A 25522-nucleotide genomic window follows, 5' to 3' on the forward strand; every position below is an offset into this window, starting at 1 on the left:
GGACTCGCGGTCCGCGCCAAGGCGGGGGAGGGGGTCGAAGTAGAGGGTCATACGGGGGCAGTGTCGGCGGGCGCACGGGAGGAAGGCGTGCGTCCGCCGACGGAATGGGGTGCCTTACTCGTCCGTGAAGACCTCGGCCGCCGACGAGGCGGTGTAGGTGCGGCGGCTCCAGACGAGAAGCGTGTCGTAGTCGGTGCAGGTGGTCACTCGTCGACGGTCTTCATCGGTGAGTTCGATCCCGCGCTCGTCGAGGGCTTCCAGGATGACGGCGATCCTGTCCTCCACCCTGCCCTCCGCCCTCAGCCGCTGAGCGGTCTCTCCCTGGTACATAGAGATGTCCATGGCCATCAGCTTCCTCCAGATCTCCACCGCGGCGGGGACCGACCCCAGACCCGACTCGATGAATTCGATGTACGGGAGCGCGTCCTCGTCCGGCTGCTTGTGCAACGCCGAGGCCAGCGCCTGCAGTATCGCATCGACCTTCACGCTCCGGGCATGCACGATCGCCGACAGTGTCGCCAGCGGAATGTCCGCCGTCGCCTCCGCCGCGTCGGTCACGACGGGGACGTTGTGCGGGCCCAGGACCAGCGTGCGCAGCGTCAGGGCCTTCAGTTGGCGGGGGCCGATGATGAACGGGGTCTCCGCCCAGCGGGCCGTGCGGATGTCGTTGCAGACGACCAGCAGCACCGGCGGGACGTCGTACTTCGCGTACAGATGCGCCAGGTAGTACGCCCAGCTCGACGGCTTTGCCGCATCGGGCTTCCCCTGCGCCTCCACCGCGAGCAGATAGCTCGAGCCGTCCGGGTTGTCGAACCGCAGGAGCGTGTCCACCCGGCGTTCGAGCGGCTTGAGCTCCGTGAGGTCCGTGGGGAGCACCGTCACCGACGACGGGTCGTCGAAATCCAGACCCAGCCGTCGGAAGGTGCGGGCGAAGACCCCGGGGTCCTCCCGGAAGAGCTGGTGCATCGCCTCATGGGATGAGCTGACCATGCGGTGGACGCTAAGACCGCCCTGACCTGCATATTCGTTTCTGCAGCGGTTGGTTCACCCGTACGAAGTAAGCCCTCACCATCACCCCCCGTACGAGCTGAGGGCAGCGTTTCCCCACGGAAACACGTGCGATGCGGCCGGGTAACCGCCGCGAAGCACCCTCTGGGTCATGGAACCGCGAGAGCGCATCGTCGTAGTCGGCGCCGGCCTGGCCGGCAACCGGCTGGCCCAGCACCTCGGGGCCGTCCACGACGTGACCCTGATCGCCGAGGAGCCCCACCCGGCGTACAACCGCGTCCTCCTCGCCGAGGTGCTCGCCGGCCACTACCCGGCCGACGTCATCCGCCTCCCCCGGCCCCCGCACGCAACCCGCCGCGAAGCCCGCGCCGTCCGCGTCGACCGCGCCGCCCGCACCGTCCAGTGCGACGACGGCGCCGGCCTCCCCTACGACCGCCTCGTCCTGGCCACCGGCTCGAATCCCGTGCTGCCGCCCCTGCGCGGCCTGTTCGCGCCCGGCGGACACGAACTCCCCGCCGGGGTGCACGCCTTCCGCACCCTCGACGACTGCCTGGCGCTCGCGGCGGCGACGCGAGCGGACACCCGCGTCGTGGTGATCGGCGGCGGCCTCCTCGGCTCCTCCGCCGCCCGCGCCCTCGCCCGCCGGGGGGCCCAGGTCGTCCTGGCCCACCAGGGTGAGCACCTGATGGAGCGCCAGCTCGACGCCCAGGCCTCCCGCATGCTCCGCACCCACCTCGAGGGCCTCGGCGTCGAGGTGCACACCGAATGCCGGGTCCGCGGCCTGCGGTGCGCCCCCGACGGCGTGCGGGCCGTGGAGCTCGCCGACGGCTACCGGCTCACCGCCGAACTCGTCGTCCTGGCCTGCGGCGTCCGCCCCCGCACCGGCCTCGCCCGCGCCGCCGGCCTGGAGACGGCCCGCGGCATCGTGGTGGACGACGAACTGCGTACCTCCGACCCGTACATCCACGCCCTCGGCGACTGCGCCGAACACCGCGGCACCGTGTACGGGCTGGCGGGCCCGGCGCTGGACCAGGCCGACACCCTCGCCCGGGTGCTCACCGGGGGCAAGGCCACGTACGAGGGCTCCCGCGTCCTCACCCGCCTCACCCTTGTGCCCGACTCCCGCACCCCGCTCGACCTCGCCGCCTTCGGCGACCCCGTGCCAGGCCCTGACGACGACGTCATCCAGCTGGCCGACGCCACCCGCCGCGCCTACCGCAAGGTCGTCGTGCGCGACGGGCGGCTCGTCGGCGGCATCCTGCTCGGCGACCTCGCGGCCGTGGGCGCCCTCGCCCGCGCCTGGGAGGCCGACGAGCCGCTGCCCGACGACGTACCGCTGCTCCACCTGCTCACCCACCCAGGAGGACCCTGAGATGCAGACGATCGTGCTGATCGGCCACGGAATGGTCGGCCAGCGGTTTCTCGAGGCCCTCGCGGACCGCGGCGTCACCGAGTCCGCCCGGGTCGTCGTGCTCTGCGAGGAGCCGCGCCCCGCCTACGACCGCGTGCACCTCACCTCGTACTTCGACGGCACCTCCCCCGAGGAGCTGTCCATGGTCGAGGACGGCTTCATGGAGCGTCACGGCATCGAGCTGTACGTCGGCGACCCCGCGACCGGCGTCGACCGCGAGACGCGGACGGTCACCGCCCGCTCCGGGCGGACCTTCGCGTACGACACCCTCGTCCTCGCCACCGGCTCCTACCCCTTCGTCCCGCCCTGCCCCGGCAAGGACGCCGAGGGCGTCTTCGTCTACCGCACCATCGACGACCTGCTGGCCATCGAGGAGTACGCGAGGAACGCCACGACCGGCGTCGTCGTCGGCGGCGGACTCCTCGGCCTGGAGGCGGCCGGCGCCCTCAAGGGCCTCGGACTGGACACCCACATCGTCGAGTTCGCCCCCCGGCTGATGGCCGTCCAGGTCGACGAGGGCGGCGGCAGCGCCCTGCGCCGCACCATCGCCGGCATGGGCCTGGGCGTCCACACCGGGCGCGGCGGCAAGGAGATCCGTACGGACGAGGGCGGCGCCGTCAGCGGCATGCTGCTCACGGACGACTCCGAACTCCCCGCCGACCTGGTCGTCTTCGCCGCCGGCATCCGCCCCCGCGACGACCTCGCCCGTGCCACGGGCCTGACCGTCGGCGAGCGCGGCGGCATCGTCGTGGACACCGCGTGCCGTACGAGCGACCCCGCCGTCTACGCGATCGGCGAGTGCGCGCAGGCGGCCGACGGGCGGGTGTACGGGCTGGTCGCGCCCGGGTACGAGATGGCGCAGACGGCGGCCGACGCGATCGCCGGGGAGGCCGCGCGGGAGTTCACCGGCGCCGACATGTCCACCAAGCTGAAGCTCCTCGGCGTGGACGTCGCGTCCTTCGGCGACGCCCACGGCACGGCGGACGGCTGCCTCGACGTGGTGTACGCCGACTCCCGCGCCGGCGTCTACAAGAAGCTGGTCGTCGCCCCCTCCGGAGAGCTCCTCGGCGGCGTCCTGGTCGGCGACGCCGACGCGTACAGCATGCTCCGCCCCCTGACCGGCACCGTCCCGCCGCTCGCCCCCGAACAGCTCGTTCTCCCGGCCGGCCTCGGCGCCCCGGCGGCCCTGGGGCCGGACGCGCTGCCCGCCGAGGCCGTCGTCTGCAGCTGCCACAACGTCACCAAGGGCCGGATCCTCGACGCCGTCGCCGAACACGAGTGCACGACGCTCCCGGAGATCAAGAAGTGCACCAAGGCCGGCACCGGCTGCGGCAGCTGCGTCAAGCTCATCGGCCAACTGCTCCCGGCCACCGGCGACCAGGGCCTGTGCGGCTGCTTCCCGGTGACCCGGGCCGAGCTGTACGAGATCATCCGGGTCCGCCGGATCACCTCGTACACCCGGGTCCTCGACGAGCACGGCCGCCCCGAGGCGCGCGGCGGCGAGGGCTGCGAGGTCTGCAAGCCGGCGGTCGCCTCGATCATCGCCTCCCTCGCGCCCGCGATCGGCGCGGACGGCTACGTGCTGGGCGGCGAGCAGGCGGCGCTGCAGGACACCAACGACCACTTCCTCGCGAACATGCAGCGCAACGGCTCCTACTCGGTCGTCCCCCGGATCCCCGGCGGCGAGGTCACCCCGGAGAAGCTGATCGTCATCGGCGAGGTGGCCCGGGACTTCGGCCTCTACACGAAGATCACCGGCGGTCAGCGCATCGACCTCTTCGGCGCCCGCGTGGACCAGCTGCCGGCGATCTGGGCACGGCTGGTCGACGCCGGGTTCGAGTCGGGGCACGCGTACGGCAAGGCGCTGCGGACGGTGAAGTCGTGCGTGGGGCGGACCTGGTGCCGGTACGGCGTGCAGGACTCCGTGCGGATGGCCATCGACCTGGAGCTGCGCTACCGGGGGCTGCGCGCGCCGCACAAGCTGAAGTCGGCGGTGTCGGGCTGCGCGCGGGAGTGCGCGGAGGCGCAGTCGAAGGACTTCGGCGTCATCGCCACGGCGAACGGCTGGAACCTGTACGTCGGCGGCAACGGCGGCATGACGCCCCGGCACGCGGATCTGCTCGCGCAGGATCTGTCGGACGCGGAACTCGTCCGGCTCATCGACCGGTTCCTGATGTTCTACATCCGCACCGCCGACCGGCTGGAGCGCACCTCGGTGTGGCTGGAGCGGATCGAGGGCGGGCTCGACCACGTCCGGGACGTCGTCGTGCACGACTCGCTCGGGCTGTGCGACGAACTCGAGGCGCTGATGCGGGCGCACGTCGCCGGCTATCGCGACGAGTGGGCCGAGACCCTCACCGACCCCGACCGGCTGCGCCGCTTCGTCTCCTTCGTCAACGCGCCCGGAACGCCCGACCCGACGGTGCGGTTCGTGTCCGAGCGCGAGCAGATCAAGCCCGATCTGGCCCTGCTGCAGATCACCTCCCCGGAAGGAACCGCCGTCCGATGACCCTGGCCCCCGAGCGCACCGACCTGCGCGTCCAGCTCCGCCTGCCCGGCGGCTGGTTCCCGGTCTGCGACCTCGCCCTCCTCACCCCCGGCCGCGGGGTGGCCGCGCTGCTCCCGGACGGCACCCAGGTCGCGGTCTTCCTGGACCGCGCGGGCACGGTGCACGCCGTCGCCAACCGCGACCCCTTCACCGGCGCGTACGTCCTCTCCCGGGGCCTGGTCGGCTCGGCGGACGGCCGCCCGTTCGTCGCCTCGCCGCTGCTCAAACAACGGTTCGAGCTGGAGACGGGGCGGTGTCTGGACGACGCGGAGGTGACGATTCCGGTGTACGCGGCGCGGGTCGGATAGGGGGTGTCTGCCTCGCCGGTGGTACCCGGGCGTTCTACGCTGCGGCCAGGCAGCTGCCACGTCCGAGACCGAGGAGCGCAGGCGCCATGGGCTGGAACGCGAGCGACATCCCCGACCAGAGCGGCCGTACGGCCGTCGTCACCGGCGCCAACAGCGGCATCGGCTACGTCACGGCCCGCGAGCTCGCCCGGCGCGGTGCGCGGGTGGTCCTCGCCTGCCGCAGCGAGGAGCGCGGGACGGACGCCGTCGACCGGCTGCTGTTCGAGGTGCCGGGGGCGGCGGTGGAGCTGCGGCTGCTGGATCTGGCGGACCTGAAGTCCGTACGGGCCTTCGCGCACGGCCTGGACGCGGACCGGGTCGACCTGCTGGTCAACAACGCCGGGGTGATGGCCCTGCCGTACAGCACGACGGCGGACGGCTTCGAAATGCAGTTCGGCGTCAACCATCTGGGTCACTTCGCCCTCACGGGACTGCTGCTCCCCCGGATCCTGCCGGTCCCCGACGCCCGCGTGGTCACGGTGTCGAGCCCCGGGCACGCGCTCGGCCAGATCGACCTGGGGGACCTCGGCGGCGAGCGGCACTACCGGCGGTGGGTGGCGTACGGGCGCTCCAAGTCCGCCAATCTGCTGTTCGTCCACGAGCTGGCCCGCCGCCTCGCCGTCGCCGGCTCCCCGGTGACCTCGGCGGCGGCCCACCCCGGCTACGCGGCGACGAACCTGTCCGCCGTGGGCCCGGAGCTGGCGGGCCGCCGGCTGGTGGGCCTGGTCATGGCCGCCGGCAACCGGCTGATCGCCCAGTCCGCGGCCGCCGGCGCGCTGCCGGTGCTGTTCGCGGCCACGGCCCCCGGCGTCCACCCGGACGCGTTCATCGGCACCCGCTGGCAGGGCTGGCGGGGGCCACCGGCCCCGTCGTTCCGGATGCCGTGGACGCTGAACGACGCGGCGGCCAAGCGGCTGTGGGAGGAGTCGGAGCGGCTGACGGGGGTCTCGTACGAGGGGCTGGACTAGGGCTTGCGGGCGACGACGCCGTAGCCGGCGACCGGCTCCGGGGTGCCGAAGGGGGTCTCCTCGATCCGCCAGTGGGCCATCGACACCACTCCCGGCTCGAGGATGTCCAGCCCGTCGAAGAGCGCCGTGACCTGCTCCTTCGTACGGAAGGCCATGCCCGAACCGCCGCTCTCCCGCAGCCCGTCCTGCGCCTCGGCCTGCGCCTGCCTGGCCTCCGCGCTCAGCAGCTCGGGGTCCATGGTGGCGTGCGTCATCACCAGGAAGCCCCCCGACGGCAGCGCGTCCGTCAGCGTGCGGACCACCGACCGCGCCTCGTCGTAGTCCCGGACGAAGTGCATGATGCCCAGCAGCAGCACGGCCACCGGCCGGCCGAAGTCGAGCGTGGCGGAGGCGCGGTCGAGGATCGCCCGCGGCCGGCGCAGGTCCTCCTCGATGTAGTCGGTGCGGCCCTCGGGGGTGCTGGTGAGCAGCGCGTTGGCGTGGGTGAGGACCAGCGGGTCGTTGTCCACGTACACGATGCGCGCGTCGGGGGCGAGGCGCTGCGCCACCTCGTGGGTGTTGTCCATCGTCGGCAGCCCGGTGCCGATGTCGAGGAACTGGCGTACGCCCTCGCCGGCGACCAGATGGCGTACCGCGCGGCCCAGGAACGCCCGGTCGTGGCGGGCGATGTCGAGGATGCCGGGGAACGCGCGTACGTAGGCCTCGCCGGCGGCGCGGTCGGCGGGGTAGTTGTCCTTGCCGCCCAGCAGCCAGTTCCAGATCCGGGCGCTGTGCGGGACGGAGGTGTCGATGGGTCCGGCGGAGTCGGCCACGGGGGTCTCCTGGCTGCGTGGACATGCGCTGGTGGCGCCGGGCGCAGTCCAACATACCGGGTGGTTGGTCGCGTTGTGACCATGACCCGGGTTCATGATCCATCAACTGCCGTACGCGGGCGTGGAGTTCAGTGCATTCCCGACGCCTCGAAGACCTTGCGTGCGCGTTCGCCGTCGATGTGGTCCGCCAGGAACTGGAGTTCGCGGGTCCCGTTGCGCAGGAAGCCCTCGGTACGGGCCCGGCGCACGCCCGCGTCCAGGCTGTGCCACAGCAGCGGCGTCCCGGCGAGCACCCGGGGGGCCAGCCGCACCCGGCCGCCGTGCAGGTCCTCCAGCACCAGGCGCGAGCCCCGCCGGCTCCGCGAGCGCACGCTGACCAGGAGGTCCAGCCGTACGCTGCGCTCCCGCAGCAGCCCGCGCACCGTCAGCACCGTGCCGGACACGGACACCCGGGGCGGGCGGACGAGGGTGTAGAGGAGCAGGCCCAGCGCCGTCCAGATCACCGCCGTCGGGGTGCCGGGCGTGGCGAAGAGGGCGTCGAACATGAGGAGCCCGGTGAGCAGCGCCGCCGCCGCACCCGCTGCGGTGCGGATCTCGGCGGCCCGGCGGGGGTCGGGGAGGGAGGGGGCCGGTCGGTCCATGGGAGGAGACGCTAGGCCGCTCCCCCGCACCGGGTCACCCTCTGATCGGAGGGCTTTGCTCCGTCTTGACCTTCAGCGGGTCAGCGCGGCCCGTACGCCGGGCTCCTTCGGGCCGAGGAAGCGCGGGTCGGGGGTGAGGACGGCGTCCAGGGCGGCCTTGGCGGCGCTCGGAATCTCGCGCAGGCCGCCGTAGTACCAGGTGGCGTCGTGCGGCTCCGCCACGCCGACGCCGTACGCGTCGATGCCCGCCGCGCGGCACAGGGCGAGGGCGCGGGGGACGTGGAAGCGCTGGCTGATGACCAGGGCCCGGTGGACGCCGAAGATGCGGGTGGCGCGGGTGCAGGAGTCCCAGGTGTCGAAGCCGGCGTAGTCCGCGACGATCCGCCCGGCGGGCACGCCGTGCCGGACGAGGTAGTCGCGCATGGACGTCGGCTCGTCGTACGCCTCGGTGCTGTTGTCCCCGCTGACCAGGACGACGCGCACCGTGCCCGCCCGGTACAGCCGCGCCGCCGCGTCGAGCCGGTGCGCGAGGTACGGCGACGGCTCGCCGTTCCACAGCCCGGCCCCGAAGACCAGCGCCACGTCGGCGGCGGGGGCGTCGTCGACGGTGCGCAGCCGGTCCGCGGTGGAGGCGGCCACCCATGCCGGGGGCAGCAGGGCGAGCACGCAGCCGAGCATCACGCCCTGCAGCAGCCGGCGCCGGGCGCGGACGGGGCGCAGGCGGGTGAGGACGGGTCGTAGAGAGATACGCATCACTGTCCAACCACGCCCGGGAGGCGGTCGTGGTTGCACCAGTCCTGGTCACACCCGTCCCACCTGTCCCATGGGCCGGTAGGCTGCCCCGCCATGAGCACAGACTGGCGCAAGGACAGGATCGGCAGCGCGATACGCGGCGAGAACCCCACGGTGCTGCGGAAGCTCGAGTCGGGCTTCGCCGTCATGGGCGACGTACAGTTCCTGCCCGGTTATTCGCTGCTGCTGGCGGACCGCCCGGGGATCGACCGGCTCACCGACCTCCCGCGCCCCGAGCGCCGGGCGTTCCTCGACGGCATGGACCGCCTCGGCGAGGCCGTGGAGCGCGCGTGCAAGGCGCAGGACCCGGCGTTCATCCGTATCAACGTCGAGATCCTCGGCAACGCGGACCCGTACCTCCACGCGCATATCTGGCCCCGCTACGAGTGGGAGCGCGCCGACATCCGCATCGGCCCGGTCTGGTGGTATCCCCCGACCACCTGGCAGAACCCGGAGACCTTCCTGGGCCCCCAGCACGACCCCCTGCGCGCGGCGCTGCGCGCGGAACTGGACGCGCTGGAGCCGGCGGTCTGACCGGCACGGAAGAGCCCGGTACGCAAAAGCAAGGGGCGGCGCCTCCGCACAAGGCGCCGCCCCTGGGGGCCGGGGCCGCGAAACGAGGAGTCATCGCGGACCCGGGGATGGTGCGTCAGCGGTGGTCGGAGCCGCCGCCGTTGCCGGCCGAGGCCGCGCGGGCCGCCTCGAGGCGGGCGACCGGGATGCGGAACGGGGAACAGGAGACGTAGTCCAGGCCCACCTCGTGGAAGAAGTGCACCGACTCCGGGTCGCCGCCGTGCTCGCCGCACACGCCCAGCTTCAGGTCCGGACGGGTCGCCCGGCCGGCCTCCGACGCGGAGCGCACCAGGGCGCCCACGCCGTCGCGGTCGATCGTCTCGAACGGGCTGACGCCGAAGATGCCCCGCTCCAGGTACGCGGTGAAGAACGAGGCCTCCACGTCGTCCCGGGAGAAGCCCCACACGGTCTGCGTCAGGTCGTTCGTGCCGAAGGAGAAGAAGTCCGCCGACTCGGCGATCTGCGCGGCCGTCAGCGCGGCGCGCGGCAGCTCGATCATCGTGCCGAGCGTCAGCTTGAGGTCCACGCCGCGGCGCGCCTCGACCTCGGCGATGACCTGCTCGGCCTCGTCCCGTACGAGCTCCAGCTCCTGGACCGTGCCGACCAGCGGGATCATGATCTCGGCCCGCGGGTCGCCGTTGGCGTCCAGCCGGTCCGCCGCGGCCTCCGCGATGGCGCGGACCTGCATCGCGAACAGACCGGGGATGACCAGGCCGAGGCGCACGCCGCGCAGGCCCAGCATCGGGTTCTGCTCGTGCAGCCGGTGCACGGCCTGCAGCAGGCGCAGGTCGTTCTCGTTGGCGTCCTTGCGGGACTCGGCGAGCGCGACCCGTACGGACAGCTCGGTGATGTCGGGCAGGAACTCGTGCAGCGGCGGGTCGAGCAGCCGTACCGTCACCGGCAGACCGTCCATCGCCTCGAAGAGCTGGACGAAGTCGCCCTTCTGCAGCGGCGTCAGCTCCTCCAGCGCCGCCTCGCGCTCCTTGTCGGACTCGGCCAGGATCAGCCGCTCCACGTGCTGGCGCCGCTCGCCGAGGAACATGTGCTCGGTACGGCACAGCCCGATGCCCTGCGCGCCGAACCGCCGCGCCCGCGCCGCGTCCTCCGCGTTGTCCGCGTTGGCCCGCACCCGCAGCCGCCGTACCCGGTCGGCGTACGCCATCATCCGGTGCACGGAGGCGACCAGCTCGTCGGCGTCCTCGGCGCCGGCGTGCATCCGGCCCTCGAAGTACTCGACGACCGGCGACGGCACGACGGGCACCTCGCCCTGGTAGACCTTGCCGGAGGAGCCGTCGATGGAGATGAGGTCGCCCTCGTCGATGACGATTCCGCCGGGAGCGGTCAGCTGCCGGCGCTTGGTGTCGACCTCGAGCTCCTCCGCGCCGCAGACGCAGGTCTTGCCCATGCCGCGCGCCACGACGGCGGCGTGGGAGGTCTTGCCGCCGCGGGAGGTCAGGATGCCCTCGGCGGCGATCATGCCGTCCAGGTCGTCGGGGTTGGTCTCGCGGCGGATGAGGATGACCTTCTCGCCGGAGCGCGACCACTTGATGGCGGTGTACGAGTCGAAGACCGCCTTGCCGACCGCCGCGCCCGGGGAGGCGGCGATACCGCGGGCGAGGGTGTCGCCGGCGTGGTCGGAGTCGAAGCGGGGGAACATCAGCTGCGCGAGCTGGTGCCCGGTGACGCGCTGCAGCGCCTCGGCCTCGTCGATGAGGCCCTGGTCGACGAGCTGGGTGGCGATGCGGAACGCGGCGGCGGCGGTGCGCTTGCCGACGCGGGTCTGGAGCATCCACAGCTTGCCGCGCTCGATGGTGAACTCGATGTCGCACAGGTCCTTGTAGTGCGTCTCGAGGGTTTCCATGATCTGCATCAGCTGGTCGTACGACTTCTTGTCGACGTTCTCCAGCTCCGCCAGCGGCACCGTGTTGCGGATACCGGCGACGACGTCCTCGCCCTGTGCGTTCTGCAGGTAGTCGCCGTAGACGCCCTGGTGGCCGGAGGCGGGGTCGCGGGTGAAGGCGACGCCGGTGCCGGAGTCGGGGCCGAGGTTGCCGAAGACCATCGAGCAGACGTTGACGGCCGTGCCCAGGTCGTGCGGGATGCGCTCCTGGCGGCGGTAGAGCTTGGCGCGGTCGGTGTTCCACGACTCGAAGACCGCGCGGACGGCGAGGTCCATCTGCTCGCGCGGGTCCTGCGGGAAGTCGCGGCCGGTCTCCCGGGAGACGATGCCCTTGAAGAGCTTGACCAGCTTCTTCAGGTCCTTGGCCTCGAGCTCGACGTCGGTGGCCACGCCCTTGGCCTTCTTGGCCTCGTCCAGCGCGTCCTCGAAGAGCTCGCCGTCGACACCGAGGACGGTCTTGCCGAACATCTGGATGAGGCGGCGGTACGAGTCCCAGGCGAAGCGCTCGTCGCCGGACTGGGCGGTGAGGCCGGTGACCGAGGCGTCCGAGAGGCCGATGTTGAGGACCGTGTCCATCATGCCGGGCATCGAGAACTTCGCGCCGGAACGGACCGAGACCAGGAGGGGGTCGTTCTTCTGGCCGAGCTTCTTGCCCATCTGCTGCTCGAGGGCGTCGAGGTGCGCACTCACCTCGTCGCGGAGCGCCTTGGGCTCGTCACCGGTCTCGAGGTACTCCTTGCAGGCCTCGGTGGTGATGGTGAACCCCGGCGGCACGGGGAGGCCGAGGTTCGTCATCTCGGCGAGGTTCGCTCCCTTGCCGCCGAGGAGGTCCTTGAGGTCTTTGTTGCCCTCGTGGAAGTCGTAGACCAGCTTCTGCCGCGCTTTGGGGGATACCTGCGCTACGTGCTGTTCTTCCGGCACGGGAATCGTCTCCTCGTGTCTGCTCTCTGCCCTGACGGCGAGGAACATACCCAGATCGAAGGTGCCTGGGTACATCCGCATAGCGATCAACGGCTCATCTGAGCACTCAACCTGGGATGTAACGGGCCGGCTCGGTACCGGGGCGCGAGTTCGAGCCTTGCACCGATCTTCACCCGATGACCTTCGTTTCGCGACATAACGCGCCGCGTCCGGCACGGTGCGTGGCGTTGGGTTCAAGCCTTGAACGAGGATGGGTGGCACTGAGTGCCACGTGTGCGAGTAATTACTACCCGGAAGTAGCGCTCATCTGAGCGAGTACAGCATCAGGCGTGGCGAGAATCACGCACCGAACACCCCTGATGTCCACCATGTGAACATCCCGCTAGATACCCATGGCCGCCAGTCGAGCATCCGCCGACGCCGGGGCGTACAGCTCCTCCACCACCAGCGCCCCCGCCCCCAGCAGTCCCGCCCGGTCCCCCAGCCCCGCCGTGACGACCTGCAGGTGAGCCGTGGTCCGCGCCATCGCCCGCGCGTACAGCAGCTCCCGTACCCCCGCCAGGAACGGCGTCCCCGCCAGATCCCCCGCGATCATCAGCACCCCCGGGTTGAGCAGCGTCACCACCGTCCCCAGCACCTCCCCCACCCGGCGCCCGGCCTCCGCCGCCAGCCGTACCGCCTGCGGATGCCCCGCGGCGAGCAGCTCGCGCACCTCCGAGCCGGAGTACGCCGGCACCCCCAGCGCCGTCAGCTCGCGCGCCACCGCCCCGCCGCTGGCAACCGCCGCGAGGCAGCCGTACGACCCGCAGCGGCACAGCGCCCCGGGGGCGCCGTCCAGCCGGATGTGGCCGATGTCGCCGGCGCCACCGTCGATCCCGCGGTATATGCCGCCGTCCACCACGACGCCCGCGCCGATCCCGGTGGAGACCTTGACCAGCAGGAACGCGGCGCAGTCGGGGTGGCCGGCGCGCTGCTCGGCGTACGCCATCAGGTTGGCGTCGTTGTCCGTGAGCACCGGCAGCGCGGCGGCCCCCGGCACCCGCCGCGCCAGCGCCGCGCGCAGCAGGGGGGCGGGCTCGCAGCCGTCCCAGCCGGGCATGATCGGCGGCTGTACGAGCCGTCCCGCGTCCACCGGCCCGGGCACGGACAGCCCCACCCCGCACACCGCGCCGCCCTCGCGCCCGCCGAGGAGCCCCGCGAACCACTCCCCCAGCCGGTCCAGCACCGCCGCCGGCCCGGCGTCCACCCGCAGCTCGCCGGTGTGCTCGGCCAGGATCCGCCCGGTGAGGTCGAGCAGCGCGGCGCGGGCGTGCCGGGTGCCGAGGTCGGCGGCCAGGACGACGGCGTGGGAGGCGTCGAACTCGAGGCGGGCGGAGGGGCGGCCCCCACCGCGGTCGACGGGGACGCTGCCGTGCTCGCGGATCCAGCCGGCGGCGAAGAGCTGGTCGAGGCGCTGGCCGACGGTCGTACGGGACAGTCCGGTGACCCGCTGGAGGTCGCCGCGGGTGGCGGTGCGGCCGCTGCGGATGAGGCGCAGCAGGTCACCGGCGGTCTTCGTCTCCCCGGCCGTGGTCGCGGACATGGTGGCGGGCCTTTCGTTCGGCTGTACGCAGGATGCCGCAGGACGCCGCCGCCGGGGCGCGGCGGGTCCCCCAACTCCTCTGTTCCTACCCCGCGTTCTGCTTGCCCGCACCACATTACGGCGCTAGTTTTGCTTGTTAAGTGGACGTAACCCAGAGATGTCCCCCCGTACCGCGTTCTCCCGGGGGCACCCCCCGGACCCCCGGCCGACAGGCGGGTCCGTCCAAAAATCGCATACAGAACCCGAGCCAACCCCGGGAGCTCCCGTGGAACGTGTCGCAGCACCCCCCGGCCCACCCGGACACGCGCCGGGGATCGCCCGGGACGCGCGGCGGGTGCTCACCGACAACTGGACCGGCACCTCGACCGTCCCCTCCCACGGGCTGTATCCGCACCAGTGGAGCTGGGACTCCGCGTTCATCGCGATCGGCCTGCGCCACATGTCGCCGTTACGCGCCCAGCTCGAGCTCGAGACCCTCCTCGCCGCCCAGTGGCGCGACGGCCGCGTCCCGCACATCGTGTTCGACCCGGCAGTCCCCCGCGGCGCCTACTTCCCCGGCCCCGACTTCTGGCGCTCCTCGACCAGCGGACGCCCCGCCGGCGCCCCCCGCCGCACCGAGACCTCCGGCATCGTGCAGCCCCCCGTCCACGCCCTCGCCGCCTGGCTCGTCCACCGCGCCGACCCCCGCGCGTCCTGGCGCCGCGGCTTCCTCGCCCGCGTACAGCCGCGCCTCACGGCCTGGCACCGCTACCTCACCGCCTCCCGCGACCTCGCCGGCGACGGGCTCCCGGCCGTGGTCCACCCCTGGGAGCCGGGCATGGACAACAGCCCCTGCTGGGACGCCCCCCTGGCCCACGTCACCCCGGCCGACCCGGAGTCCTTCCGCCGCGCCGACCTGCATCACGGCGCCGCCGCCGACCGCCCCACCGACCTCGACTACGGCCGCTACGTCCGCCTCGCCGTCGACTACCGCGCCGGCGGCTACGCCGACCTCGGCCGCCCGCACGCCTTCGCCGTCGAGGACCCGGGCCTGGCCACCCTGCTGGCCCTCTCCGAGCACGCCCTCGCGGAGATCGCCCTGGCCCTGGGCGGCGACCCGCGCCCGCATCTGGACGAGGCGGCGCGGCTGACGGAGGCGCTGGTGCGGCGGCTGTGGTCGCCGGCGGCGGGGCAGTTCCTGGCCCGGGACGTACGGGCGGACGCGCTGATCCCCGAGCGCAGTGCCGCCGGACTGCTGCCGCTCGCCCTGCCGGACCTGCCGGAGGCGATCGCCGCCGAGGTGCTGCGTACGGCCGAGGGCCCGCACTTCGCGCTGGGGTCGGCCGCGGCCACCGGGCTGGTGCCCAGCTACGACCTGCTGGGACCGGCGTACGACGCGGGCCGCTACTGGCGGGGGCCGGCCTGGTTCAACCTCAACTGGCTGCTGGAGCGCGGGCTGCGCCGGCACGGCTGGGCCGACCGCGCCGAGCGGCTTCGCGCCGCGATCGTCGGCGTCGGCGCCGCGTCCGGCTTCGCCGAGTACGTCGACCCCGCCACCGGCCGCCCGCGCGGCACGCGTGACTTCAGCTGGACGGCCGCCCTGGTCCTGGACCTGCTGGCCGACGAGGACCCCGAGGGAGGGCTGGGATGAACGGTTTCGACCACCGACTGCTCTTCCACGGCGAGACGTTCGCCGTGGTGAGCCCCGCCGGTGACATCACCGGGGAGCGCGGACCGCTGCCCGGCGGGCTGTTCGTACGCGACGGCCGCCATCTGAGCCGGTGGCAGCTGACCGTGGACGGCGCCACGCCCGACGTGCTCGCGCCGGGCGTACTCGTCCCGCATCTGGGGCGCTCCGAGCCGCCGCCGCACACGGTGACGCGCGAGCAGACCGTGCGGGCGGACGGGGTGCTGGAGGAGCGGATCCGCGTAGACGGCAACCGGGCGGAGGCGGAGACCGTACGTCTCGCGCTCACCGTGGACGCCGACTTCGCGGACCTGTTCGAGCTGCGTTCCGACCACCGGGTGTACGACAAGGCGCACGCGGTGCGCACCCGGCAGGCGCTGCCCGACGGCGTGGAGTTCGGCTACCGGCGCCGCGAGTGGCGGGCGGCGACCGTCGTGACGGCGGATCCGGCGCCGGACGCGGTGGAGGAGACGGGCAGCGGGGCGCGGCGGCTCGTGTGGCTGCTGGAGCTGGGGCCGCACGGGACGGCGGAGCTGGTGATCCGGGTCGAGGCCCGACCCTTCGACGCGCCGGACCACACCGTGGTGGGGCCGCAGGCCGACGATCTGCCGCTGGCGGGGCCGGAGGCGTGGCCCGAGCTGCTGCGGGCCTGCGAGCGGGGGCTGGACGACCTGTCGCGGCTGCTGATCCCGGCGCAGGGGCCGGAGGGCGAGGCGCTGCGGGTGCCGGCGGCGGGGGTGCCGTGGTTCCTGTCGCTGCTGGGGCGGCACGCGCTGATCACGTCGCTGTTCGCGCTCCCGTACCGTCCCGCGCTGGCCGCCGCGACGCTGCCCGCGCTGGCGGCGACGCAGGCCACGGCGGAGGACCGGACGCGCGGGGCGGAGCCGGGGAAGATCGTGCACGAGGTGCGGCACGGGGAGCTGGCGCACTTCGAGCAGGTGCCGTACGGGCGGTACCACGGGTCGGTGGACTCCACGCCGCTGTTCCTGATGCTGCTGGGCGCGTACACGGAGAGCACGCGGGACGACAAGCACGCGCGGCGGCTGGAGAAGCACGCGCGGGCGGCGGTGTCGTGGATGTTCGCGTACGGCGGGCTCGACGACCGGGGCTATCTGGTCTACCGCGCGGACGAGGGCGGGCTGGCCAACCAGAGCTGGAAGGACTCCCCCGGCGCGATCTGCTTCGCCTCCGGCGAGCGGGCGCGCGGGGCGATCGCGGCGGCGTCCCCGCAGGGCTACGCGTACGCGGCCCTGACGGCGACGGCGCGGCTGGCGCGGACGGTGTGGGACGACGCCGGGTACGCGGACCTGCTGGAGGGGGCGGCGCGGGAGCTGCGGGAGCGGTTCGTACGGGACTTCTGGCTGGACGACCGGGACTTCCCGGCGCTGGCGCTGGACGGCTCCGGGGCCCGGGTGGACGCGCTGGCCTCGGACGCGGGGCATCTGCTGTGGTGCGGGCTGCTGGACCGGGAGCGGGGGGAGCGGGTGGGGCGGCGGCTGACGAAGTCGGACTTCTTCTCCGGCTGGGGCATCCGTACGCTCGCCACCGGCCAGGCGGCGTACCACCCGCTGTCGTACCACCGGGGCAGCGTCTGGCCCCACGACACCGCGATCACGGCGCTGGGGCTGGCCCGGTACGGGCTGCGGGCCGAGGCGACGGCCCTCGCCCGGGCGGTGACGTCGCTGGCGGAGCACTCGGCGTACCGGCTGCCCGAGCTGATCGGCGGCTACGCCCGCCCCGACCATCCGGCGCCGGTCCCGTACCCGCACGCCTGTTCGCCGCAGTCGTGGGCGGCGGCGACGCCCCTGGCCCTGCTGACGGCGGTGGGCGGCTGAGGGTCAGGGCACCTTGGCGGGCGTCGCGGGGCGGGCGTCCGCCGAGCCGAGCAGGGCCGCCGTGCGGGCGGCGGTGGTACGGGCCCAGCGTCCGGTGGTCAGGGCGCCCGTCGCGAGGACCGTCAGCCCGCAGCCGGTGACGATCCACCAGGCCGGGCGGGCGGCGTCCGTGAAGCTCCCGCCGCCGAGCCCCGACGCCAGCACCGCGCCGATGACGGCCACGCCGAGCGCGTTGCCCGTCTGCCGGCTGGTGGACGCCACCGCGGCGGCGACGCCCGCCTGGGCGACGGGCATCCCGGAGACGGCGGTGTTGGTGATCGGGGCGTTGACCAGGCCGAAGCCGATGCCGAAGAGGATGTACGAGACCAGCAGCCCCGCATTGGACGTCTCCGCCGTGAACGCCGCGAACAGCACCCCCGTCGCCGCCATCAGCGGTCCCGCGACGAGCAGCGGGGGGCGTGGCCCGTACGAGCCGACGAGCCGCCCGGACAGCGGCGCGCACACCATGGTCATCGCGGCCATCGGCAGCATCCACAGCCCGGCCTCGAGCGGCGAGTAGCCCCGTACCTCCTGCAGATACAGCGTGTTCAGGAAGAGGAACCCGGCGAGCGCCGCGAAGGCGCTCACCGCGATGAGCGTCGCCCCGGTGAAGGGGGCGCTGCGGAAGAAGCGCGGGTCGATGAGCGGCTCGCGGCGGCGCAGTTCGTACGGGACGAACGCGGCCAGCGCGGACAGGGCGGCAGCGAGGGGGACCAGGATCAGCGGGGAGCCCAGACCCTCGTCCGGGGCCTCGATGATGGCGAAGGTGAGCCCGCCGAGGAACACGATGACCAGGCCCTGCCCCACCGGGTCGGGGCGGCGCGGGTGCGGGGCGCGGGACTCGGGGACGAAGCGGGCGGTGAGCGCCAGGGCGAGGAGGCCGACCGGCACGTTGATCCAGAAGATCGACCGCCAGCCGACGGACTCCACCAGCAGCCCGCCGACCAGGGGACCCGCCGCCATGCTGATGCCGACGACGCCGCCCCACACGCCGATGGCGCGGGCGCGTTCGCGCGGCTCGGTGAAGGTGTTGGTGATGATGGACATCGCCACCGGGTTGAGCATCGAACCGCCGACGGCCTGCAGCACCCGGGCCGCGATCAGCCATCCCAGACCGGGCGCCAGACTGCACAGCACCGAGGCGAGGGTGAAGACGACCAGTCCCGTCCGGAAGGTACGGCGCCGGCCCACCCGGTCGCCGGTCGAGCCCGACAGGATGAGGAACGACGCCAGCACCACCGCGTAGCCGTCGATCGTCCACTGCAGGCCCGAGACGGAGGCGTCGAACTCCTCGCGCAGCGTGGGCAGAGCCACGTTGACGGCCGTCGTGTCGAGGCTGACCAGCAGCAGGCTCATACAGCAGATGGCGAGGATCAGCGCAGGTCGGCGGCGGGTCATGACATCAACGCTAACCGGGGCCCCGCAACGCGGGGACCCCGGGTGCGCCTGTCACACGACCGTACGCGGCAGGCGCAGGCTCAGCGCGCAGGTGACGCCGACGCCCGCCACCTGCACCGCCAGCGCCCACAGCAGCGCGTCCCGTACGCCCAGCTGCGGCACCAGCGTCAGGAACAGCGACCCGAGCGTGGCCACCCCCAGCGCCAGGCCGGACTGCTGGTTCGTCACCGCCAGCCCGCTGCCCGCGCCGGCCCGCGCGGCGGGGACGCCGTTGAGGGCGAGCCGGAAGTACGTCGGCACCTGCAGCCCCTGCCCGAACCCGGCCACCGCCATCCCCGGCGCCAGACCCAGCGGCCCCAGGTCCGGCCACCGCCACAGCACCGTCAGGGCGATCAGCCCGACGCCCGCCGCCTGGATCAGCGTGCCCCACACCAGCACCCGGCTCCCGTACCGGGGGACGAGCCGCGGCCCGGTCAGCGAGGCGGCGAAGAACGTCACGCACATCGGGGCGAGCGCCAGCCCCGAGGCCACGGGTCCCAGCCCCAGCCCCGTCTGGAACGCGACGGCGATCACGAACATGAACCCGCCGAAGCCCAGGAACAGCGGCACGCCCAGCGCCAGCCCCCGCCGCAGCGACGGCTCACGCAGCAGCGTCGGCGGCAGCAGCGGGCTCCCGCCGGTGCGCTCACCGCGCGCCTCCACCGCGTAGAACAGCCACCCCAGCAGCGGCGCCGCGCACAGCGTCAGCCACGACCACAGCGGCCACCCCGCCGCCCGGCCCTCGGTGAGCGGCAGCAGCACCGACGTCAGCGTGGCGCCGAGCAGCACCGTGCCGGCGAGGTCGCCGCGCGCGGGCCGCTCGGCGCGGGTGTCGGGGACGGCACGCAGTGCCAGGGGCAGGGCGAGCAGCACGACGGGCACGTTGACCAGGAAGATCGAGCGCCAGCCCGTCCCCCACAGGTCGGCGGTGACGAGCGCGCCGCCGATCAGCTGTCCGGCGATGCTGGAGATACCGCCGGTGGCGCCGTACAGGCCGAGGGCCTTGCCGCGCCGGTCGCCGCTGGTGGCGGCGTGGATGGTGGCGAGCACCTGCGGCAGCATCAGCGCGGACGCGGCGCCCTGCGCGGCGCGGGCGGCCACCAGGGTGCCGGGGCCGGGGGCGATGCCGCAGGCCAGGGAGGTGAGGCCGAAGCCGATCAGGCCCCAGACGAAGAGCCGGCGGCGGCCGAAGGTGTCGCCGAGGCGGCCGCCGAGGACGAGCAGGACGGCGTAGGTGATGCCGTAGGCCGCGACCACCATCTCGAGCATCGCCTCGCTCGCGGCGAGGTCGCGCTGGATGGTGGGCAGGGCGACGTTGACGATGAAGAAGTCGAGCATGGGCAGCGCGGCGCCGAGCAGCACCGTCAGCAGTCCGAGCGAACCGAGCACGGGCGCCTCGGCGCCCGCCGCCCGGCGGATATGGGGCCGCACCTCGGCCCGTGACGGCTCCCGGCCGGTCATGGTCTTGGTCGTTGTCTCTGTCACGTCCACCACGATGAGGGCGTTCTCAGGGTGGTACCAGAGAGCGTTTATCCAGGTATAAGAACCACCTGGCAACAGGCTCCGGGAGACGGCATCCTGGAAGCATGACGACCTCCGCCGACGCCCGCAAGGAGCTGGCCGCCTTCCTCCGCAGCCGGCGCGAACGGATCTCGCCCGAGCAGGTCGGCATGCCCGCCGGCCGCCGCCGGCGCACCCCGGGGCTGCGCCGCGAGGAGGTCGCGACGCTCGCCTCGGTGGGGGTGACCTGGTACACGTGGCTGGAGCAGGCGCGTGACATCCAGGTCTCGGGGCAGGTCGCCGACTCCGTGGCGCGGGCGCTGATGCTGGACGCGGGCGAGCGGGCGCATCTGTTCCATCTGGCGGGGGTGCAGGATCCCGATCCGCAGGACCACTGCCTCGGGGTGTCGGGGGCGATCCGGGCCATGCTGCGGCAGCTGGAGCCGTATCCGGCGTCGGTCACGAACGCCCGCTTCGACATCGTCGCGTACAACCGCACCTATGCCCGGCTGGTCGGCGACCTGGACGCGCTGCCGCCCGAGGACCGCAACGCGCTGTGGCTGGCGTTCACCGACCCCGGCTGGAAGGAGGGGCTGGCGGACCGGGAGGAGTCGATGCGGCTGATGGTGGCGAAGTTCCGGTCGGTCATGGCCGAGCATGTGGCCGAGCCCGCCTGGAAGACACTGCTGAAGCGGCTGCAGGACGCGTCGCCGGAGTTCTGCGAGATCTGGGACCGGTACGAGGTGCTGACGCCGGCCAACCGTACGAAGACGTTCCAGAACCGGCTGGTGGGACGGCTCACGTTCGACTACCGCTACATGTACCTCCAGCCGAAGGACGGCCCGCGGATGACCACGTACGTCCCGGCGGACACGGAGACGGAGGAGCGACTGCGGCACCTGTACGAGCTGGCCGTGGGACGGGACGTCCCGGTCACCGTGTGACAATGGGAGGTCGCCCCACCCCCGTACGTACTGAGGACCGCCCCGATGAGCCAGCTGCAGATAGGACCGCACGCCGTGGAGCCGCCCGTGGTCCTCGCGCCCATGGCGGGAATCACGAACGCGCCGTTCCGGACGCTGTGCCGGGAGTTCTCCGGCGGCAAGGGCCTCTTCGTCAGCGAGATGATCACGACGCGGGCGCTGGTCGAGCGCAACGAGAAGACCATGCAGCTCGTCCACTTCGACGCGAGCGAGAAGCCCCGGTCGATCCAGCTGTACGGGGTCGACCCCGTCTACACCGGCCGCGCGGCGAGGATGATCGCCGAGGAGGGCCTCGCCGACCACATCGACCTGAACTTCGGCTGCCCGGTGCCCAAGGTCACCCGCAAGGGCGGCGGCTCCGCGCTGCCGTACAAGCGGAATCTGCTGCGGTCCATCCTGCGCGAGGCCGTCGCCAACGCCGGTGACCTGCCGGTGACGATGAAGATGCGCAAGGGCATCAACGACGACCATCTGACGTACCTCGACGCCGGACGGATCGCCGTGGAGGAGGGCGTCACCGCGATCGCCCTGCACGGCAGGACGGCGGCGCAGCACTACGGCGGGACGGCGGACTGGGAGTCCGTCGCCCGGCTGAAGGAGCATGTGCCGGAGATCCCGGTGCTGGGCAACGGGGACATCTGGTCGGCGGCGGACGCGCTGCGCATGGTGGCGGAGACCGGCTGCGACGGGATCGTGGTGGGGCGCGGGTGTCTGGGGCGGCCGTGGCTGTTCGGGGATCTGGTGGCGGCGTTCGAGGGGCGCTCGGCCTTCGCGCGGCCGGCGCTGAAGGAGGTCGCCGCGGTGATGCGGCGGCACGCGGAGCTGCTGGGCGAGTGGCTGGGGGACGAGGCGCGGGGCGTGATCGACTTCCGTAAGCACGTCGCCTGGTACCTCAAGGGCTTCTCGGTCGGCGGGGACGTGCGCCGGCGGCTGGCCACGGCGTCGTCGCTGACGGAGATGGACGAGCAGTTCGCGCTGCTGGACCTGGACCAGCCGTGGCCGGAGCAGGGCGCGGACGGGCCGCGCGGGCGGACGGCCGGGCGGGACAAGGTCGTCCTGCCGGAGGGGTGGCTGGACGACCCGTACGAGTGCGCGGCGGTGGGCGCGGACGCGGAGCTGGACACGTCGGGGGGCTGATCAGGGCTTCCCCAGGACGCCCTTCCAGGCCCAGCCGTGCTTCAGGACCGTGTCGCGCAGGGGGTCCTTCATCGTGCCGCTCTCGAAGCGGAACGTCTCCGTCGTCTCCCGCTCGCCGTCGGCGCCGCGGCCGATGGTCCAGTGCACGGACGTGGTGGGGGCCGGGCCGCGGCCGTACTCGCCGAGCGTGGGGACGCCCTCGATCCACTTGACCTCCCAGTGCTCGTCCAGGGCGCGCACCAGGTGGTCGTCGGGGACCAGCCGCATCCGGATCTTGAACGCCCGGGTGAGCTGGGAGTCGTAGAAGATCCCCCGCCACCGCGGCTCCGCCATCCGCCACTCCGCGACGACGTCGGCCTCCTCGGGGGCGCCGTCGCGGACGGTGAACGGCTGGTCGGGGCTGTCGAGCGCGAGGAGCGCGGCCCGCAGCTCGGCGGCGGGGCGCGGCTCGACGTCGCTGTCGGGCCGCTTCGTTCCGGTCAGTCTGTCGAAGAGTCCCATCGGGCCAGCCTAGTCAGGACTTCGGCGCGGTGTCCGGGGCCACGGTCGACACAAACTGCTGGAAGTCGTCCAGTACGACGTCGTGCTGGGCCGCCGTCGAGGTCAGCGTCAGCCGGATGTGCGCGCGCTTGGCGGGATCCGTCGCGTCGACCACGCCCAGATACACCTGCGTCTGGGCAAGTTTGCGGCGCGCCCCGCCCGCGACGGCGGTGAACTCCAGCCGCTGGCTGAGGCCCGGCGCCCTGGGCGAGCCCGTCTCGCGGCGGGTGAGCACCGCGAGGGTCTCGGACGCGCCGCGCAGCCGCTGCTCGGACTCCTCGGCGAGCTCGAGCAGCGTACGGGTCGCGGGCATGAAGTCGCCGTCGATGGTGATGTTCGCCGCGAACCCGTCGTCCGGGTGCGGGTGCAGGGCGACGAAGGCGACACCGGGCGCGCCGATGTCGTCCGGGTCCGCGGTGCGCCAGCCCTCCGGCAGCCGGAACTCGATCGGGACCGGCAGACCTGCCGCCATGTGGGGCTCTCCTCGTCGTCGCGTACGTCTTTGCGGGTACGTCTTTGCGGTTACGTCTGTCCGCGCGGCGTCAGAAGATGCTGTTCCACGCGTTCTTCACGCCGCCGGCGATGTCGCCCACCGTATCGGTGAACTCCTTCGGGTCGACGGTGACCTCGAAGCCCAGCGCCCCGCCGAGCCCCGGGGAGATGCCGACCTTGGCCCCGATGTGCCACTTGCCCTGCGCGTCCTTGGTGACGCCGGCGCCCGCCTCGGCGCCGGGGCCGGCCCAGCCCTCGGCGGTGGCACCGATGCCGATGCCGGCCACGTCGGCGCCGGCGGAGACCTCGCCCTTGGCGCCGGCGAACGCCTCCGCGTTGAAGCCGAGTCCCTCCTTGCCGGCCACGACGTTCACCCCGGCCTCGGCGCCGGCGAACGCCTCCGCCGAGCCGCTGACGCCCACGTGGTAGGCGCGGGCGGAGCCCTCGGCCGACGCGCTGGCGCCCACGGACGCGGACGCCTCGGCGTCCAGCCCGTCCAGGCCCAGCTTGGCGGCGGCCTCGGCCTTCGCGCCGACGGCGGCCTCGGCCTTGCCGGAGAGCTCGACCGGGCCGTTCTGCAGCGTGCCCTCGGCGCTGGCGTCGGCGAGGTTGGCGTGCGCCTCGGCGCTGCCCACCTCGCCCTTGGACCAGTCGGGGCCCTTGGCCTCGGCGCCGGCGTTGGGGCCGTTGGCCTCCGACTTGCCCTCGCCGACCCAGCCCTCGTCCTTGCCGGCCGGCTGGGTCTTGGTCTCGGCGGTCGCCTTGGCCACGTCCGCGTTGGCGTCCCCGTTGAAGCCGCCGAAGCCGCCGCCGTCGATCGCGTTGTCGGTGGTCGCGGCGGCCAGGACGCGCTGCACGCTCTGGTCGTACTCGTCGACGCTCTTGACGGCCTTGGCTATCGCGTCGGTCCACTCCTGCTCCCGGCGCTTGGCCAGGGCCTGGATCTGCGGGTAGTCCGGGTCGTGGCGGGCGCTCTGCTGCTCCTGCGGGGAGAGCTTGTCGAAGCCGGTGTAGGTCGCCTTGCCGTTGCTGTCGACCTTGAACTCGTTGGCCTCGGCGTCGGTGACGATGTCCTTCACGGCCTTCTGCAGCCGGGTCAGCTCGGTGTGCGCGTCACGCAGCACGGTGGAGACCGCCTGCGCCTCGGTCTGCGCGGCGCCGAACTCGAAGGTCGTGGCCTTGGAGTTGGTCTGGTGGGCGTTGAACGCCTCGCCCTGCCAGCGGCCGTTGTCCAGGGCGCGGGAGACGTGCGTGTCGTAGTTGCCCTTCAGCTCGCCGAAGCGCTCGCCCATCTTCTGCCAGGCGCCGGCGGCGTCCGACAGCGGCGCCAGATCGGCGGTGACGACGTCCTGGTAGGTCAGTGTCATGCCGTTTCCCCCGTGGTCACAGCTGGTTGAGGCCACTGGCGAACGGCTGTCCGGCGTTCACGCCGTTCAGCTGTCCCCCGGTGCTGGTGTCCTGGCCCTGGAAGAGGGTGCTCGCCCCGCGCAGCGCGCCGAGTTCGCCGCCCAGCCGGCTGACGAGCCGGCCCACCTGGCCCTGCCAGACCGACATCGCGGTGGACAGGCCCTTCTCGGTCGCCCAGGCGGACAGTCCGTGCAGTCCGCTGTCGGGCTTGGAGAGCATCGACGGCGGGCCGACCGGGGGAGCCGAGACCATCGGCGGGTGGATCGCCCCGCCGCCCTCGGCGAGCCGGCCGGCGGCCTGGGTGTCGGGAGCGAGGGTGCCCTCGATGTAGGTGGCGGCCCGCTTCTTGTCGGCGGCCGAGGAGGCGAGCACGCCGTCCCCGCCGCCGCCGGGCGCGGCCACCTGATTCAGCCGCACCTGAACGTCCCCTGTGCTCACCGCGATCCCCCAACGTGCCGTGCGTCACCCGTAGTTGAGCACCACACCATACAGCGTACGAGGCGACCCGCACGCCGAACGCCGGAACCGTCGCGTCCCCGTGTCCAGGCGTTCGAACAGGTCTGATAGCCTGGCGCGCCGATTCGGCTCTAGGGGGACCCATGACCAGCTCGAAGCTCTTCCCGGCGGCCCTGGCGGTCGGCGCGTTGACCCTGTTCCTGGCGGCCTGCAGCGTCGACGTGGACACCAACAAGGAGACGGGCACCACCAAGAAGGTCGAGACGGGAGCCACTGGGCCGGCTTCGGTGTCCACCGACGAGTTGGAGAAGAAGGTGTCCTCCTCGCTGACCGAAACGGTCGGCCAGACCCCGGAGTCGGTCGACTGCCCCGACAGCCTGGAGTCGAAGGAGGGCGCGACCACCCGCTGCACCCTCACCGCCGGGGACGGCACCCAGTTCGGTGTCACGGTGACGGCCGGCAAGCCGAACGGCGCCAGCGTGCACCTGAACGTCAAGGTCGACGACAAGCCGATGTAGCGGCGTGGT

Annotated in this window: 22 protein-coding genes; 10 read left to right on the plus strand and 12 right to left on the minus strand. The window is 73.0% G+C overall.

Going from position 1 to position 25522, the window contains the following annotated elements:
• Positions 1 to 114: 114 nt before the first annotated feature.
• Positions 115 to 990, minus strand: a complete 876-nt coding sequence (locus SRB5_RS08230; protein WP_153450756.1) for a hypothetical protein — start codon at positions 988 to 990, stop codon at positions 115 to 117.
• 169 nt (positions 991 to 1159) lie between these two features.
• On the opposite strand from SRB5_RS08230, the gene SRB5_RS08235 reads away from it, so the two are divergent.
• From SRB5_RS08235 to SRB5_RS08250, 4 genes are all read left to right on the plus strand, one after another.
• Positions 1160 to 2380, plus strand: coding sequence for an NAD(P)/FAD-dependent oxidoreductase (locus SRB5_RS08235; protein ID WP_153450757.1), 1221 nt, complete (start codon positions 1160 to 1162; stop codon positions 2378 to 2380).
• A 1-nt stretch (position 2381) separates the two neighbouring features.
• Complete coding sequence (gene nirB, locus SRB5_RS08240; protein ID WP_153450758.1) at positions 2382 to 4928, plus strand: nitrite reductase large subunit NirB; 2547 nt, start codon at positions 2382 to 2384, stop codon at positions 4926 to 4928.
• Positions 4925 to 5275 carry a nitrite reductase small subunit NirD gene (gene nirD, locus SRB5_RS08245; RefSeq protein WP_153450759.1) on the plus strand — a complete coding sequence of 117 codons (351 nt, stop codon included), beginning with the start codon at positions 4925 to 4927 and terminating at the stop codon, positions 5273 to 5275. Before nirB ends, nirD begins: the two co-directional genes overlap by 4 nt.
• 86 nt (positions 5276 to 5361) lie before the next feature.
• On the plus strand, positions 5362 to 6282 hold the full coding sequence (locus SRB5_RS08250; protein ID WP_153450760.1) for an oxidoreductase: 921 nt from the start codon (positions 5362 to 5364) through the stop codon (positions 6280 to 6282).
• Here SRB5_RS08250 and SRB5_RS08255 read toward each other — a convergent pair.
• The 3 genes from SRB5_RS08255 to SRB5_RS08265 form a co-directional block, all read right to left on the minus strand.
• On the minus strand, positions 6279 to 7073 hold the full coding sequence (locus SRB5_RS08255) for an SAM-dependent methyltransferase (protein WP_407703891.1): 795 nt from the start codon (positions 7071 to 7073) through the stop codon (positions 6279 to 6281). The two genes, SRB5_RS08250 and SRB5_RS08255, sit on opposite strands and share 4 nt — an antisense overlap.
• A 149-nt stretch (positions 7074 to 7222) precedes the next feature.
• On the minus strand, positions 7223 to 7735 hold the full coding sequence (locus SRB5_RS08260; RefSeq protein ID WP_153450762.1) for a hypothetical protein: 513 nt from the start codon (positions 7733 to 7735) through the stop codon (positions 7223 to 7225).
• 72 nt (positions 7736 to 7807) lie between these two features.
• Positions 7808 to 8488: a SanA/YdcF family protein gene (locus SRB5_RS08265; protein WP_153450763.1), complete on the minus strand. Its 681-nt coding sequence runs from the start codon at positions 8486 to 8488 to the stop codon at positions 7808 to 7810.
• 93 nt (positions 8489 to 8581) lie between these two features.
• On the opposite strand from SRB5_RS08265, the gene SRB5_RS08270 reads away from it, so the two are divergent.
• Positions 8582 to 9061, plus strand: a complete 480-nt coding sequence (locus SRB5_RS08270; protein ID WP_153450764.1) for an HIT family protein — start codon at positions 8582 to 8584, stop codon at positions 9059 to 9061.
• Between the two features lie 115 nt (positions 9062 to 9176).
• On the opposite strand, the gene ppdK is transcribed toward SRB5_RS08270, so the two are convergent.
• Positions 9177 to 12002 (minus strand): pyruvate, phosphate dikinase, encoded by a 2826-nt coding sequence (ppdK, locus tag SRB5_RS08275; RefSeq protein ID WP_228389870.1) that lies wholly within the window; start codon positions 12000 to 12002, stop codon positions 9177 to 9179.
• Between the two features lie 301 nt (positions 12003 to 12303).
• Positions 12304 to 13503 (minus strand): ROK family transcriptional regulator, encoded by a 1200-nt coding sequence (locus SRB5_RS08280; RefSeq protein WP_153450765.1) that lies wholly within the window; start codon positions 13501 to 13503, stop codon positions 12304 to 12306.
• A gap of 157 nt (positions 13504 to 13660) precedes the next feature.
• Between SRB5_RS08280 and SRB5_RS08285 the strand changes: the two genes are divergently transcribed.
• Positions 13661 to 15133 carry an MGH1-like glycoside hydrolase domain-containing protein gene (locus tag SRB5_RS08285; protein ID WP_407703887.1) on the plus strand — a complete coding sequence of 491 codons (1473 nt, stop codon included), beginning with the start codon at positions 13661 to 13663 and terminating at the stop codon, positions 15131 to 15133.
• Complete coding sequence (locus SRB5_RS08290) at positions 15130 to 17004, plus strand: amylo-alpha-1,6-glucosidase (protein ID WP_153450766.1); 1875 nt, start codon at positions 15130 to 15132, stop codon at positions 17002 to 17004. The genes SRB5_RS08285 and SRB5_RS08290 overlap by 4 nt, the downstream gene beginning before the upstream one ends.
• 3 nt (positions 17005 to 17007) lie before the next feature.
• Here SRB5_RS08290 and SRB5_RS08295 read toward each other — a convergent pair whose 3' ends face one another.
• Both SRB5_RS08295 and SRB5_RS08300 read right to left on the minus strand, forming a co-directional pair.
• Positions 17008 to 18441 carry an MFS transporter gene (locus SRB5_RS08295; protein WP_153450767.1) on the minus strand — a complete coding sequence of 478 codons (1434 nt, stop codon included), beginning with the start codon at positions 18439 to 18441 and terminating at the stop codon, positions 17008 to 17010.
• Between the two features lie 51 nt (positions 18442 to 18492).
• Positions 18493 to 19941, minus strand: a complete 1449-nt coding sequence (locus SRB5_RS08300) for an MFS transporter (protein WP_153450897.1) — start codon at positions 19939 to 19941, stop codon at positions 18493 to 18495.
• A 125-nt stretch (positions 19942 to 20066) separates the two neighbouring features.
• Between SRB5_RS08300 and SRB5_RS08305 the strand changes: the two genes are divergently transcribed.
• Together SRB5_RS08305 and dusB are read left to right on the plus strand one after the other, a co-directional pair.
• The gene (locus tag SRB5_RS08305; protein ID WP_153450768.1) at positions 20067 to 20924 is read left to right on the plus strand and encodes a helix-turn-helix transcriptional regulator; all 858 of its coding nucleotides are present in this window, start codon (positions 20067 to 20069) and stop codon (positions 20922 to 20924) included.
• 45 nt (positions 20925 to 20969) lie between these two features.
• Positions 20970 to 22100 (plus strand): tRNA dihydrouridine synthase DusB, encoded by a 1131-nt coding sequence (gene dusB / locus SRB5_RS08310; protein ID WP_153450769.1) that lies wholly within the window; start codon positions 20970 to 20972, stop codon positions 22098 to 22100.
• On the opposite strand, the gene SRB5_RS08315 is transcribed toward dusB, so the two are convergent.
• From SRB5_RS08315 to SRB5_RS08330, 4 genes are all read right to left on the minus strand, one after another.
• Complete coding sequence (locus SRB5_RS08315) at positions 22101 to 22601, minus strand: hypothetical protein (protein ID WP_153450770.1); 501 nt, start codon at positions 22599 to 22601, stop codon at positions 22101 to 22103.
• Positions 22602 to 22614: 13 nt separating this feature from the next.
• The gene (locus tag SRB5_RS08320) at positions 22615 to 23112 is read right to left on the minus strand and encodes a hypothetical protein (protein ID WP_153450771.1); all 498 of its coding nucleotides are present in this window, start codon (positions 23110 to 23112) and stop codon (positions 22615 to 22617) included.
• 70 nt (positions 23113 to 23182) lie between these two features.
• Positions 23183 to 24499: a hypothetical protein gene (locus tag SRB5_RS08325; RefSeq protein ID WP_153450772.1), complete on the minus strand. Its 1317-nt coding sequence runs from the start codon at positions 24497 to 24499 to the stop codon at positions 23183 to 23185.
• Positions 24500 to 24515: 16 nt separating this feature from the next.
• Positions 24516 to 24956 (minus strand): hypothetical protein, encoded by a 441-nt coding sequence (locus SRB5_RS08330; protein WP_323377266.1) that lies wholly within the window; start codon positions 24954 to 24956, stop codon positions 24516 to 24518.
• A 182-nt stretch (positions 24957 to 25138) separates the two neighbouring features.
• Here SRB5_RS08330 and SRB5_RS08335 point away from each other — a divergent pair, with 182 nt between their 5' ends.
• Positions 25139 to 25513, plus strand: coding sequence for a DUF4333 domain-containing protein (locus SRB5_RS08335; RefSeq protein ID WP_153450773.1), 375 nt, complete (start codon positions 25139 to 25141; stop codon positions 25511 to 25513).
• Positions 25514 to 25522: the final 9 nt, after the last annotated feature.

Origin of the sequence: Streptomyces smaragdinus, from assembly GCF_009604385.1 — a bacterium.
GTDB lineage: Bacteria > Actinomycetota > Actinomycetes > Streptomycetales > Streptomycetaceae > Streptomyces > Streptomyces smaragdinus.

Excerpts from the sequence above, each read along its gene's own strand:
- SRB5_RS08280 (WP_153450765.1), bottom strand. The coding sequence starts at position 13,503 with ATGTCCGCGACCACGGCCGGGGAGACGAAGACCGCCGGTGACCTGCTG.
- SRB5_RS08265 (WP_153450763.1), bottom strand. The coding sequence starts at position 8,488 with ATGCGTATCTCTCTACGACCCGTCCTCACCCGCCTGCGCCCCGTCCGC.
- nirD (WP_153450759.1), top strand. The coding sequence starts at position 4,925 with ATGACCCTGGCCCCCGAGCGCACCGACCTGCGCGTCCAGCTCCGCCTG.
- nirB (WP_153450758.1), top strand. The coding sequence starts at position 2,382 with ATGCAGACGATCGTGCTGATCGGCCACGGAATGGTCGGCCAGCGGTTT.
- SRB5_RS08290 (WP_153450766.1), top strand. The coding sequence starts at position 15,130 with ATGAACGGTTTCGACCACCGACTGCTCTTCCACGGCGAGACGTTCGCC.
- SRB5_RS08335 (WP_153450773.1), top strand. The coding sequence starts at position 25,139 with ATGACCAGCTCGAAGCTCTTCCCGGCGGCCCTGGCGGTCGGCGCGTTG.
- SRB5_RS08260 (WP_153450762.1), bottom strand. The coding sequence starts at position 7,735 with ATGGACCGACCGGCCCCCTCCCTCCCCGACCCCCGCCGGGCCGCCGAG.
- SRB5_RS08305 (WP_153450768.1), top strand. The coding sequence starts at position 20,067 with ATGACGACCTCCGCCGACGCCCGCAAGGAGCTGGCCGCCTTCCTCCGC.
- SRB5_RS08320 (WP_153450771.1), bottom strand. The coding sequence starts at position 23,112 with ATGGCGGCAGGTCTGCCGGTCCCGATCGAGTTCCGGCTGCCGGAGGGC.
- SRB5_RS08270 (WP_153450764.1), top strand. The coding sequence starts at position 8,582 with ATGAGCACAGACTGGCGCAAGGACAGGATCGGCAGCGCGATACGCGGC.
- SRB5_RS08230 (WP_153450756.1), bottom strand. The coding sequence starts at position 990 with ATGGTCAGCTCATCCCATGAGGCGATGCACCAGCTCTTCCGGGAGGAC.
- SRB5_RS08285 (WP_407703887.1), top strand. The coding sequence starts at position 13,661 with ATGTCCCCCCGTACCGCGTTCTCCCGGGGGCACCCCCCGGACCCCCGG.
- SRB5_RS08315 (WP_153450770.1), bottom strand. The coding sequence starts at position 22,601 with ATGGGACTCTTCGACAGACTGACCGGAACGAAGCGGCCCGACAGCGAC.
- SRB5_RS08325 (WP_153450772.1), bottom strand. The coding sequence starts at position 24,499 with ATGACACTGACCTACCAGGACGTCGTCACCGCCGATCTGGCGCCGCTG.
- SRB5_RS08250 (WP_153450760.1), top strand. The coding sequence starts at position 5,362 with ATGGGCTGGAACGCGAGCGACATCCCCGACCAGAGCGGCCGTACGGCC.
- dusB (WP_153450769.1), top strand. The coding sequence starts at position 20,970 with ATGAGCCAGCTGCAGATAGGACCGCACGCCGTGGAGCCGCCCGTGGTC.
- SRB5_RS08235 (WP_153450757.1), top strand. The coding sequence starts at position 1,160 with ATGGAACCGCGAGAGCGCATCGTCGTAGTCGGCGCCGGCCTGGCCGGC.
- SRB5_RS08300 (WP_153450897.1), bottom strand. The coding sequence starts at position 19,941 with ATGACCGGCCGGGAGCCGTCACGGGCCGAGGTGCGGCCCCATATCCGC.
- SRB5_RS08295 (WP_153450767.1), bottom strand. The coding sequence starts at position 18,441 with ATGACCCGCCGCCGACCTGCGCTGATCCTCGCCATCTGCTGTATGAGC.
- ppdK (WP_228389870.1), bottom strand. The coding sequence starts at position 12,002 with ATGCGGATGTACCCAGGCACCTTCGATCTGGGTATGTTCCTCGCCGTC.